Below are 12,142 nucleotides of genomic sequence, written 5' to 3'. Positions count from 1 at the left end.
CGCCGACCCGCAGACGACGGCAACAACGGCTCCAAAATAGCCCAATCGGAATCACTCAAAACAGCAGAACGGGACATCCCCACAGCATCCCAGAACACTGACACCACGTTTAGGAGACACGCCCTAGGGGCCGGAGTGCAGCCGCATTCACCGTCCACCCTGCGAAGCGGCCGTTGGCGAAGAGCGTCAGCCTCACCCCCGATGCGACGGCGAAATCGACGTACTTCCGGATGACGTCGGAGTCCGCGCCGTCATCCGCTGTCCAGGCCAGCAGATCACCCGTTCCCGGCAGCTCGGTGATCGGGCCGGGGGGACGCACGACCTTCAGGAGCGACGAACCCTTCGGGCCGGGCGTCGAGGGCGCCGTTGCCGTGGCGCTGGGGCTGGCGTCGGGACTGCCTGACGGCGTCGGGACCGGGGCCGAGCCGTTCGTGGCCGCGGAGGTCGGTGGGGGCGTTATCGACAGTCCCGCGCACGCCGTCAGCGTGGCGGCGGCACCAGCCGCGGCCACGGCGAGAAAGGCACGACGTTGCATGCTCTCACCGTAGCGGCCTACGGTTTCAGGAAGATGTCGTCGAGCGTGACCGTCTGCAGAGACCGGCTCCGGATGATCTCCAGGAGCTCGGGGAAGACCTCCGTCACCGGGGTGAAGTTCAGGTGCCCGATCACGACGTGCTGCGGCAGGAACCACTGGTCGGCGAACCCGACGACCTGCTCGGTCGTGATCAGGCCGGAATCGGAGAGCGATCCGTACCAGAGCACCGGCTGCGTGTAGCCGATGCTGGCCGCGAGATGGTCGGTGCGGTGGTTGCGGAAGCCGTAGGGCGGCCGGTAGTACGGTCGCACATCCACGCCGTAGGTGTCTTCGAGGAAGTCGTGGTTCTTCTGCAGCTGCTCGATCACCTCGCCGTCTGAGCATTCGGTGAGGTCGACGTGGTCGAAGGTGTGGTTCGCGAGCTGGATCTGCCCGGATGTCACGAGTGGCCGGAGGAGGTCGGCGTTCGTCGTCCAGCCCTTGTAGGAGCCGTTGGCGAAGAAGGTCAGGCGCGTGCCCGAGGCCTTCGCGAACTCCACGTACTTTCTGATGACCTCGCTGTCGGAGCCGTCGTCGACAGTCCAGGCGAGCAGGTTGCCTGTGCCGGGGAGGTCGGTGATGGCGCCATCCGGCAGGGCGACCTTTACCAGGTGCGGCGCCGTCGGGGTGGGAGTCAGCGTCGGGGTCGGGGTGGGAGTCGGCGTCGGCACCGGGATACGGGTGACGGTCGGCATCGGGGTGGCTGTCGGATCCGTCGCCAGCCCGATGGGTGGTTTCGGAGGCGAGGAGACGACGGCGCACGCGGCGAGCGTCGAAGCGACACCTGCTGCGGCTAGGGTGAGGAAGAGGCGACGCTGCACGCCTAAACCGTAGCGGCCCGGAGGTTTTGATGAGCAAGCTTCACGGCGACGACGCGTCGGATGACGCGGGAGGGCCTTTCGGAGGGCCGGGCGGTCGCGGCAGGTCACCGATCGAGGCCCTGGTCGGCGCTTCGCACCCCGGACCGACCGTTGCGGTCACGGCTCTGGCGGTCATCCTGTCGATCGCGACCGGACTCGAACTGCCGCGGATCATCGAACTGGGACTCGCCGTCTTCGTCGGCCAGCTGGCCATCGGCTGGTCGAACGACTGGCTCGACGCGCGGCGTGACGCCGAGGTGGGCCGCACCGACAAACCGATCGCCGCGGGCGAGATCTCGGCCCGTGCCGTGCGCACAGCGTTCATCGTGGCGGCGGTGGCGACGATCCCCCTCTCGTTCCTGCTCGGCGTCGATGCGGCGATCCCGCACCTCGTGCTCGTGGCGTCGGGGCTCGCCTACAACGCCGGCGTCAAGAAGACGGCGTACTCGTGGCTTCCGTACATGCTGAGCTTCGGACTGCTGCCGACCGTCGTGACCCTCGCCGGTCGACCGCCGGCCGAGGCCGAGTGGTGGGTGATCGCGACCGGTGCCCTGCTGGGGCTCGCCGCCCACCTCACCAACGTGCTGCCCGATCTCGACGCCGACCGGAAGACGGGCATCCGGGGCCTGCCGCACCGGCTCGGACTCCGCATCTCGGGCGTCGGAGCGTTCGCTGCACTGCTCGTGGCGTCGCTGGCGATCCTCGTCGGGGCCGGCCCGCACATCGTGACGGTGGTCGGTCTCGTGCTCAGCGTGGGCGTCGCCGTGGTCGGGGTGCGGCTGGTGCTGACGCGCCCGCCCGGCCGGCTGCTGTTCCAGCTGATCATCGCGAGCGCCCTCATCGACGTGCTGCTGCTCGCCCTCTCGGGCTCGCGCCTCAAGGTCTGAGCATCGACTTGGGGGGCGGAAGGGCGGGGGGTCAGAGGCGGTTGACGCCGGTCACGTGGATGATCGCCACGCCCTCCTCGGCGGAGGCCGCCAGGTCGACCTCTGCGTCGATGCCCCAGTCGTGGTCGCCATCCGGGTCGTCGAAGGTCTGGCGCACGATCCAGACGTTGCGGCGCTCCTCGATCGTGATGAGCGTCGCGCTGCGGGCGTCGCCCCCGATGCCGATGGAGTCGTACTCGCCGTAGTAGCCGTCGAGCGCAGTGGCCCACGCGTCGCGGCTGAAGCCGAGTGGGGCATCCAGTTCGCCGAGGTCGTCGACCTTGTCGAGGCCCGCGAGCTGCACCCGCTTGAACAACTCGTTCCGTACGAGGATGCGGAACGCACGCGCATTCGACACGACACTGTGCGGGGTCGGCGGCAGCACGGCCGTGACTCCGCGGCCCTGCGCGGCGATCTCGTCGGCCTCGCCCTGCACCTCGGTGGGGTTCGTGAGCTCCTCCCACTCGTCGAGCAGGCTCGAGTCGACCTGGCGCACGAGCTCGCCGAGCCATTCGATCAGGTCGACGAGGTCGTCGCTCTTCGCCTCGTCGGGGATGGTGGAGCGGGCCGCCTTGAACGCATCCGAGAAGTACCTCAGCACGAGGCCTTCCGAACGATTCAGCTTGTAGTAGCCGATGTAGTCGTTGAACGTCATCGCGCGTTCGTACATGTCCCGCACGACCGTCTTCGGGCTCAACTCGAAGTCGCCCACCCAGGGCTGTGACGCCTTGTAGATCTCGAACGCGGCATCCAGCAGCTCCTCCAGGGGCTTCGGGTGCGTGATCTGCTCCAGCAGCTCCATGCGCTGGTCGTACTCGATGCCCTCGGCCTTCATCGCGGCGACGGCCTCGCCCTTCGCCTGGAACTGCTGAGCGCTGAGCACCGGCCGCGGGTCGTCGAGCGTCGCCTCGACCACCGAGATGAGGTCGAGCGCGTAGGTCGGCGCGTCGAGATTGATGAGCTCGAAGGCCGCGAGCGCGAACGGTGAGAGCGGCTGGTTGAGCGCGAAGTTCGGCTGCAGGTCGACGGTGAGGCGGATGCCCACCCGCCCTTCGGCGTCGGGTGGCAGCTGTTCCACGATCTCCGCGGTGCGGAGGGTGCGGTAGATCGCGAGGGCCTGCCGCTCGAGCTCGAGCTGGCGCGAGCGCGGCTCGTGGTTGTCCTCGAGCAGGGCGCGCACGGTGGCGAAGGCGTCGAAGAAGCCGTGCGCGCCCTCCGACCCGCGCCCGATGATGTTCAGCAGCATCGCGTGGTTGATCTGCATGCTGCTGGTGAGGGTTTCGGGCTCCGCTCCGATCAGTCGGTTGAAGCTCGGCTCGCCCCAGCTGACGAATCCCTCCGGCGCCCGCTTCCGCACGACCTTCTTCAGTTTCTTCGGGTCGTCCCCCGCCTTCGCGACGAGCCGGGCGTTCTCGGTCTCGTGCTCGGGCGCCTGCGCAACGACAGTGCCCACGGTGTCGAACCCGGCACGACCGGCGCGACCCGCGATCTGGTGGAATTCGCGTGCGGTGAGCTGGCGCATCCGGATGCCGTCGAACTTCGTGAGAGCCGTCAGCAGCACGGTGCGGATCGGCACGTTGATACCCACGCCGAGCGTGTCGGTGCCGCAGATGACGCGCAGCAGCCCGCGCTGGGCGAGCTGTTCGACGAGGCGCCGGTACTTCGGCAGCATGCCCGCGTGGTGCACGCCGATTCCTGCCCTGATCAGCCGTGACAGCGTGCGGCCGAAGTTCGTCGTGAAGCGGAAGTCGCCGATCGCGTCGGCGATCTCGTCCCGCTGCTCCCGGCTGACGATGCGGATGCTCGACAGCGCCTGCGCGCGTTCGAGAGCGGCCAGCTGGGAGAAGTGCACGATGTACACCGGCGCCTGGCCGGTCTTCAACAGGTCTTCGACCGTCTCGTGCACGGGCGTCGTCGCGTAGTAGTAGTTGAGCGGAACCGGCCGCTCGACGCCCGTGACCACCGCGGTCTCACGGTTGGTGCGCCGCGTCAGATCCTTCGTCAACCAGGACACGTCGCCGAGCGTGGCCGACATCAGGATGAACTGCACCCGCGGCAGCGTCAGCAGCGGAACCTGCCACGCCCAGCCGCGCTCGGGGTCGCTGTAGAAGTGGAACTCGTCCATCACGACCTGGTCGACGGGGGCGTCCGCGCCGTGTCGCAGGGCGATGTTCGCAAGGATCTCGGCCGTGCAGCAGATGATCGGTGCGTCGGCATTGACGCTCGAGTCGCCGGTGACCATACCCACGTTGGCGGCCCCGAAGATCTCGACAAGGGCGAAGAACTTCTCGCTCACCAGAGCCTTGATCGGCGCGGTGTAAAACGTGCGGCGCCCGTCGGCGAGCGCCGCGAAGTGCGCCGCCACCGCCACCAGCGACTTACCGGTGCCCGTCGGGGTGCTGAGGATCAGGTTCTGGCCCGAGACGATCTCGATGATCGCCTCCTCCTGTGCCGGGTAGAGCGTCAGGCCTCTGGATGCCGTGTACTCGGTGAAGCGCTCGAAGAGGTCGTCGGGGTCGGCCTGCTGCCCGGGCGCGGGGAGGTCGGGCAGGTAGTCGACCAGCGAGAGGGCAGCGGATGCGGGTGGGGTGGTGGGGGCATCCGTCATGCTTCGATCATGCCCTACTCCCCGGGGCCCGGCCGCGGGGCGGGCGCCGGGCCGGACCCATCAATGAGTTATCGTCATCTCATGCCTCCCAAATTCCTTCGCTACCGCTCGCCCTGGTGGGGCTATGCCATCGCGGCCTACGTGTTGCTGGCCGTCTGCCTGGCGGTCGGGCTGACGCAGCAGCACAGCGAGCTGATGGTCGCCTCGTCTGTCTGTCTTCCCTTACCTTCGGCCATGGTGCTGCGGGCGCTCGGGCCGGTGCGCTCGATGCGCTTCTCGGCGGGGGCCTGCGAACTGACGGGCGGCGTGGGCAGACGCACTGTTCGGCTGAGCAACTACGCCTTCGTGCAGTGTTACCGGATGCCGCCCAGGACTTTCCACATCGAGGGCGGTGTTCTCGTGGCGCTCTACCGCAACGAGGGACGCCATCCACTGGGCAAACTCCTCAACGAGACACTGCCGCGAGTCTCGCTGCGTCGAACGACCATCGTGATTCTGACGGGCTGGCGGGAGCCGGACGTCGGACCGGTGCACAACACGGTCATGGAAGCGTGCCTTCGACAGGCCTGCCGGGCGGCCGGGATGGTGATCGAGGAGCACCACAACGAGTATTTCAGCCGAAAGTGGACCGCGACGCGGCCGCGACGGCGCCGGGACAGCCACCACACCCGCCCCGCCGCACACCCGGACCCGGAGGGCGCCCCCGCCCCGCATCCGAACCGTGCCCCGGCCCTGCAGCCGGGCCTCGCTTCGCAGCCGGACCCAGACCCGGATTCAGCCCCTACCGCGCGCGCAATTAATATGTAGCTACAACTATTTCTGCGACAACTTTCGGTGCCTCTCTCATGCAGCTCAGCTTTCTCTCGTTCATTCCGAACCACGCCGGCCCGGCCGGCGGCGCGGCGGCGCTTGAGAACGGGCTGCAGCTCTTCCATTTCGCTGAGGAACTCGGGTACGACACGGGCTGGGTACGCGTGCGTCACTTCGAGCCGTACCTGTCGAGCCCGATGACGTTCTCGCGGCGGTGTCGCAGCGCACCTCCCGGAGGCACTTCGGAACCGGGGTGCTGCCGATGCGCTACGAAGACCCGATCAGGGTCGCCGAGGATGCGTCGACGCTCGACCTCCTGAGCGGCGGGCGGCTGGAACTGCGGCTGTCGAGTGGGATCCCCACCCCGGGCATCCTCGATCCCGTCTTCGGATCCTCGCCGGTCGGCTTCTCGGCCGAGTCGCAGAAGCGCGTGTTGCGCCTCCGCGAGGCCCTGGCGGGCGCGGCTCTCGTGAACAGCGGCGAGGGCTTCATGAGCATCCCGACCCACACCGACCTGCGGGTGTCGCCGCCCGCTCCGGGGCTGGTCGATCGGCTCTGGTACGGTGCGGGAACGGTGTCGAGTGCAGCGCGCACGGGAGCGCAGGGTTTCGATCTCCAGGTGTCGACGCTGAACGGCGAGGAGACCGGGGTGTCGTTCGAGGAGCGGCAGCTGGCGCAGATCCGGGCCTACCGGGAGGCTTTCGCGGCTCGGGTCGGGCAGGCTGTCGGTGGTCGGCGCGCACCGCGCATCACGGCCGGGCGCATCATCGTGCCGCTCGACAACGACGCCGACCGGGCCGAGCACCGCGCCTTCATCGATGGCTACCGTTCGGTCATGCCCGCCGACGGTCGCCACCACGACCCGAGCGAGAAGCTGCGCTTCAGCCGCATCTTCGACGGTTCGCCCGAGCGGATCACGGATGATCTGCTGGCCGACTCCGCCCTGTCGGAGGCCACACAGCTCATGGTGACCCTGCCTGCCGAGGGTTCCCTCGCGTCGCACAAGCGCATCCTGCAGACGATCGCGGAGCGCATCGCCCCGCACCTCGGCTGGGCCGGCGCCACGCCCGCAGCGGCGGCGGCACCGGACTACGGCACCGCCGCCTGACGTCTCGCGCACCTGCGCGACCTCCCCCGCACGGGAGGAGCCCAGCCGATCCGACGCCCAGAGCGACCCGGATCGGCCCAGCTCCTCCCGGACGGGAATGCAGCAGCGCGTCAGCGGCGCGCGGTGGCAGAGGTCGCGCCGCCGCCCGCGGCCGGAGCCGCACCGGACACGGCCAGCCCGAAGCGGTCCGCGTCGTCCGAGTCGACCTGGCGGAGCGACACCCCGCGCGTCTCCTTCAACATCAGCACGGTGATGGCCGTGATGATGCAGGCGGCGAGGATGTAGAGCGCCACGGGGATCCACGATCCGTAGGCCTGCAACAGCGCCACGGCGATGATCGGCGCGAGCGAGCCGGCGAGGATGGAGGTCACCTGGTAGCCGAGCGAGACACCCGAGTAGCGCATCCGGGTCGGGAACATCTCGGCCATGATCGCGGGCTGTCCGGCGTACATGAAGGCATGGAAGCAGAGCCCGATGGTCACCGCGAACACGATCACGGCCGGGTTCAGCGTGTCGAAGAGCGGGAAGGCGAAGAATGCCCAGCTCGCGCCCAGCACGGCGCCGATGAAGTACACGGGCTTCCGGCCGATGCGGTCTGCCAGCCGGCCGACCTGCGGAATCACGGCGAAGTGAACCGCGTGGGCGATCAGCAGCGCCAGCAGCAGCGATTTGGTGTCGTACTTGTGCACGGTCGAGAGGTACACGATCGTGAAGCTGACGATGATGTAGTAGAGGATGTTCTCGGCGAACCTCAGGCCCATCGCCTGCAGCACACCCTTCGGGTACCGGCGGATGACCTCACGCACCCCGTAGCTCTTCGCCTTCTCGGCCTCGACCGCGGCGCGCGCCTCCAGGAAGATCGGCGCCTCCGAGACGTGGGTGCGGATGTAGTAGCCGACGACGACGATCACGGCCGACAGCCAGAACGCGATCCGCCAACCCCAACTGAGGAACTGGTCGTTCGGCAGCACGGCGGCGGTGATCAGCAGCACCAGCGTGGCGAGCAGGTTGCCGACCGGAACAGCGGCCTGCGGCCAGCTCGACCAGAAGCCCCGGGACTTGTCGGGACTGTGCTCTGCGACGAGCAGGACGGCGCCACCCCATTCGCCGCCGACAGCGAAGCCCTGCACGAACCGCAGCACGACGAGCAGCGCGGGGGCGAGGTAGCCCACCGCGTTGAAGCCGGGCAGGCAGCCCATCAGGAACGTCGAGACGCCGACGAGGATGATCGTGACCTGCAGGGTGTGCTTGCGGCCGAGCTTGTCTCCGATGTGGCCGAAGACGATTCCGCCGAGCGGCCGGGCGACGAAGCCCACGGCGTAGGTGATGAACGCTGCGATGATGCCGTCGAGCGCCGTGTTGGCGTTCGGGAAGAAGAACTTGCCGAAGACCAGGCTCGCGGCCGTCGCGTAGAGGAAGAACTCGTACCATTCGACGACGGTTCCGACCATCGAGGCGGCGACGATCTTCTTGAGGCCGGATGACCGGGGTTCTGCCTGGCTCGGACGAACGCCCGGGGCGGCCTTCGAGGTGCGGCCTGTGGGGCCGGTGGATGCGCTCACGCGGGGTCTCCTTCTGTCGACGTTGACGTGGTGGGGCTGGACTGAGTATTCCTGCAGGAAATCCGGGCGGCAATAGCCGGTTCCGCAGAGCGCGTGTGCATACTTGCAGATATGAACGACGCACCACGAACGGGCCGACAGAGCGGGCCCCTCCGGCCGACAGGCACCCCCAGCCCGAACCCCGACGACCTGCTGGTGCTGCTCGCCGTCTCGCGAAGCGGCCGGTTCACGACGGCTGCCGAGACTCTCGGTCTCAACCACACCACCGTGTCCCGCCGCATCGCCGCGCTGGAGGCCGCACTCGGCGGCCGACTTCTCGCCCGGTCCCCGGGTGGCTGGCAGCTCACCGACCGCGGGCAGGACGCCGTGCGGGCCGCCGAGGAGGTCGAGAACGCGGTGCGGGCGCTCAGCGACGATCCGTCGGGGTCGACACGCCTCAGCGGCGTGGTGCGGCTCTCGGCGACCGACGGCTTCAGCGCCTACATCGCCGCTCCGGCGATCGCCGCACTGCAGCAGCGGCATCCGCTCCTCAGAGCCGAGATCGTGACCGCCACCCGCCGCGCTCTCCAGCACCGCTCCGGGCTCGACATCGAGATCGTGGTCGGCGAGCCCCAGGTGCACCGGGCCGAGGCGCACCTGCTCGGCGAGTACGCCCTCGGAATGTACGCCTCACACACCTATCTCGTCGACCACGGCACCCCGGCCTCGACCGACGAACTCGTCGGCCATCCCCTGATCTACTTCATCGACTCGATCCTGCAGGTGGACGACCTCGACGCCCCGCGGCGGCTCGTGCCGAGCATGCACGACGGAATCAGCTCGACGAACGTCTTCGTGCACGTCGAGGCCACGCGGGCCGGTGCCGGCATCGGGTTCCTGCCGTGCTTCATGGCCGACCGGCACGCGGATCTGGTGCGGGTGATGCCCGCGGACTACGACGAGCACCTGCCGTACTGGATGGTCGTACGGTCGGAGTCGCTCCGCCAGAGCGCCGTGGCGGCCGTCGCCGACGCGCTGCGGGAGCGTACCCGGGCGATGGCCGGGGAGCTCGCCGGCCACGGTGGAGATGCGGGCGCCTACCGGGCCGACCAGCCGCCGTCCATCGTGTAGCTCGCGCCCGTCACCATCGCGGCGTCGTCGGCGGCCAGCCAGGCGACCAGCGCCGCGACCTCCTGCGGTTCGACCAGTCGCTTGATAGCACTCTCGGTGAGCATGATCGAGCTGAGCACCTCGGACTCCGGGATGCCATGCAGGGCTGCCTGGTCGGCCAGCTGCTTCTCGACCAACGGAGTGCGCACGTACCCGGGGTTCACGCAGTTGCTGGTGACTCCCCGCTCGCCGCCCTCGAGTGCCGTCGTCTTCGACAGACCCTCGAGGCCGTGTTTCGCCGAGACGTAAGCGCTCTTGAACGGCGACGCGCGGAGCCCGTGCACCGAGGAGACGTTGATGATGCGTCCGAAACCGCGCTCGTACATCCCGGGCAGCGCCGCTCGGATGAGCAGGAACGGAGCCTCGAGCATCAGTCGCAGGATGCCGCGGAACTCCTCGACCTCGAACGTCTCGATCGGATTCACCCGCTGGATGCCCGCATTGTTCACCAGGATGTCGATGTTGCCGAGCTCCGGCGCCAGCACTTCGTCACTGAGCGCGTGGGTGTCCTGCAGGTCGACGACCCAGCTGCTGCCGCCGATGTCCGAGGCGACTCGGTCGGCCTGCCGGGCATCCCGATCGGCGATGACGACCTCGGCGCCGCGGGCCGCGAGGGCACGGGCGGAGGCCTCCCCGATGCCGGATGCGCCGCCGGTCACGAGAGCGCGCCGACCGTCGAGCGGCAGGCGGAGGCGCTCCGGGCCGGAGTTCGGTGCGGTCTCAGGATGCTCGGTCATCAGTGTCTCCCACGGCTCCGCTCGACCTCAGCCCTTGAACTCGGCGAACCTCCCCGAGTCTCACCCGTGCGTTCGTCGGCCGTCAACGAACGAATCTGCAGAGCGCGTGTGTTTTTTTGCAGACCACCGGGGCACGGGTAGAGTTCTTCGAGCCCATGACTACTCCTTCGCCAGAACTGCCTGAACACGCGACATCCACCACACAGGGCATCGACCAGCACGAGCTGGAGGTGGCCCTGCGCGTTCTGGCGAGCCTGCACGAGCTCGACGACGAGCATCCGGACTTCGTCGCTGTGCGCCGCGCCACGGCCAGGATGTTCAAGTCGGTCAAGAAGAACCGCCGCGACGAGAAGCGCGACGCCATCGCGAACGCCGACCGCAGCGTGATCGCCAACACGGCGACCGGCGCCCCCGACCGCATCGACGACGAGACCCGTGGCGTGCAGCTCGCCGCGATCACGACCGCACCGACCGCCGGCACGCTGATCAAGTCGCGCCCCTGCTACATCTGCAAGCAGCACTACACCCAGGTCGACGCGTTCTACCACCAGCTCTGCCCGTCGTGCGCGGCAACGAGCCACGCGAAGCGGGATGCCCGTACCGACCTCACCGGAAAGCGAGCGCTGCTCACCGGCGGCCGCGCCAAGATCGGTATGTACATCGCGCTCCGCCTCCTGCGTGACGGCGCACACACAACCATCACGACCCGGTTCCCGCGGGACGCTGTGCGGCGGTTCTCGAGCCTCCCCGATTCTGGCGACTGGCTGCACCGGCTGAAGATCGTGGGCATCGACCTGCGCGATCCGGCGCAGGTCATCGGGCTGGCCGAGACGGTCGCCGCCGCGGGCCCGCTCGACATTCTGATCAACAATGCGGCGCAGACGGTGAAGCGCTCCCCCGGGTCGTACGCGCCGCTCGCCGAGGCGGAACTCGAGCCGCTGCCCGATGGCCCGGGCCCCGAGATGATCACGTTCGGCCACACGAACGACGCCCACCCGCAGGCGCTCGCCGCGTCGGTGGCTGCGCATCCGCTGTTGCAGCGTGCGGCTGTCGTCGCGCCCGCAGCCGCGTTGGGGCTCGCCCCGATCGGGCACGCCTCGGGGATCACGGATGCTGATGCGAACGCCGAACTGGTCGGATCCGAGTTGCTCGGGGCGGCGTTGGCTGGCGCCGGTCTGACGCCGGGTGAGCTGAGTGCCGACGAGCTCTCCGGGCTGGCGCTGGCCGCCGGATCCTCCTCGCTGTCGCGGCTCGCGGACGGCACCGCCATCGACGCCGGAGGGCTCGTACCCGACACGCACCACAAGAACAGCTGGACGCAGGCCGTGCAGGATGTCGACCCGCTCGAGATGCTCGAGGTGCAGCTCTGCAACACGACCGCGCCGTTCCTGCTGGTGTCGCGGTTGCGGCCGGCGCTCGCTGCGGGGGCTTCGGCCGCGGCATCCGGGCGCGCGTACATCGTGAACGTGTCGGCCATGGAGGGCGTGTTCGCCCGCGGGTACAAGGGCCCGGGGCATCCGCACACCAACATGGCAAAGGCTGCGCTCAACATGCTGACCCGTACGAGTGGCAAGGAGATGCTGACCGACGGCATCCTGATGACGAGCGTCGACACGGGCTGGATCACCGACGAACGTCCGCACCCCACGAAGGTGCGGCTTGCCGAGGAGGGCTTCCACGCGCCCCTCGACCTTGTCGACGGGGCCGCCCGCGTCTACGACCCGGTCGTCCGCGGCGAGGCCGGCGAGGATCTCAGCGGCGTCTTCCTGAAGGACTACGCCCCCTCCCCCTGGTGATCGCACGGCGCC

10 protein-coding genes are annotated in these 12,142 nt (G+C 68.8%); 5 read left to right on the top strand and 5 right to left on the bottom strand.

Features of this window, described 5'->3' with window-relative positions; genetic code table 11:
- Positions 1–109 precede the first annotated feature (109 nt).
- Both B7R22_RS05905 and B7R22_RS05900 read right to left on the bottom strand, forming a co-directional pair.
- Positions 110–535 (bottom strand): hypothetical protein, encoded by a 426-nt coding sequence (locus B7R22_RS05905; protein ID WP_116410850.1) that lies wholly within the window; start codon positions 533–535, stop codon positions 110–112.
- Positions 536–552: 17 nt separating this feature from the next.
- Positions 553–1,395, bottom strand: a complete 843-nt coding sequence (locus B7R22_RS05900) for a polysaccharide deacetylase family protein (protein ID WP_216363401.1) — start codon at positions 1,393–1,395, stop codon at positions 553–555.
- Between the two features lie 29 nt (positions 1,396–1,424).
- Between B7R22_RS05900 and B7R22_RS05895 the strand changes: the two genes are divergently transcribed.
- On the top strand, positions 1,425–2,321 hold the full coding sequence (locus B7R22_RS05895; protein WP_116410848.1) for a UbiA family prenyltransferase: 897 nt from the start codon (positions 1,425–1,427) through the stop codon (positions 2,319–2,321).
- Positions 2,322–2,352: 31 nt separating this feature from the next.
- On the opposite strand, the gene B7R22_RS05890 is transcribed toward B7R22_RS05895, so the two are convergent.
- Entirely contained in the window at positions 2,353–4,968 is a 2,616-nt protein-coding gene (locus B7R22_RS05890; RefSeq protein ID WP_116410847.1) for a DEAD/DEAH box helicase, read from the bottom strand.
- Positions 4,969–5,049: 81 nt separating this feature from the next.
- Between B7R22_RS05890 and B7R22_RS05885 the strand changes: the two genes are divergently transcribed.
- Both B7R22_RS05885 and B7R22_RS05880 read left to right on the top strand, forming a co-directional pair.
- Positions 5,050–5,775 carry a hypothetical protein gene (locus tag B7R22_RS05885; protein ID WP_116410846.1) on the top strand — a complete coding sequence of 242 codons (726 nt, stop codon included), beginning with the start codon at positions 5,050–5,052 and terminating at the stop codon, positions 5,773–5,775.
- A 217-nt stretch (positions 5,776–5,992) separates the two neighbouring features.
- A complete protein-coding gene (locus B7R22_RS05880; protein ID WP_172582236.1) occupies positions 5,993–6,886 on the top strand; it encodes an LLM class flavin-dependent oxidoreductase in 894 nt (297 codons plus the stop codon).
- A 110-nt stretch (positions 6,887–6,996) separates the two neighbouring features.
- Here the strand turns inward: B7R22_RS05880 and B7R22_RS05875 are convergent, their stop codons facing one another.
- On the bottom strand, positions 6,997–8,352 hold the full coding sequence (locus B7R22_RS05875; RefSeq protein WP_301182595.1) for an MFS transporter: 1,356 nt from the start codon (positions 8,350–8,352) through the stop codon (positions 6,997–6,999).
- A 207-nt stretch (positions 8,353–8,559) separates the two neighbouring features.
- On the opposite strand from B7R22_RS05875, the gene B7R22_RS05870 reads away from it, so the two are divergent.
- On the top strand, positions 8,560–9,558 hold the full coding sequence (locus tag B7R22_RS05870; RefSeq protein ID WP_116410844.1) for a LysR family transcriptional regulator: 999 nt from the start codon (positions 8,560–8,562) through the stop codon (positions 9,556–9,558).
- Here B7R22_RS05870 and B7R22_RS05865 read toward each other — a convergent pair.
- A complete protein-coding gene (locus B7R22_RS05865; protein WP_116410843.1) occupies positions 9,525–10,334 on the bottom strand; it encodes a 3-hydroxybutyrate dehydrogenase in 810 nt (269 codons plus the stop codon). The genes B7R22_RS05870 and B7R22_RS05865 overlap by 34 nt on opposite strands.
- A 155-nt stretch (positions 10,335–10,489) precedes the next feature.
- On the opposite strand from B7R22_RS05865, the gene B7R22_RS05860 reads away from it, so the two are divergent.
- Entirely contained in the window at positions 10,490–12,130 is a 1,641-nt protein-coding gene (locus B7R22_RS05860) for an SDR family NAD(P)-dependent oxidoreductase (RefSeq protein WP_116410863.1), read from the top strand.
- Positions 12,131–12,142 lie beyond the last annotated feature (12 nt).

The organism is Subtercola boreus, assembly GCF_003399635.1.
In the GTDB taxonomy this organism is placed as follows: domain Bacteria; phylum Actinomycetota; class Actinomycetes; order Actinomycetales; family Microbacteriaceae; genus Subtercola; species Subtercola boreus_B.
The sequence above is the reverse complement of the archived record's forward strand: the minus strand, read 5'-3'. Positions and strand labels throughout refer to the sequence as shown.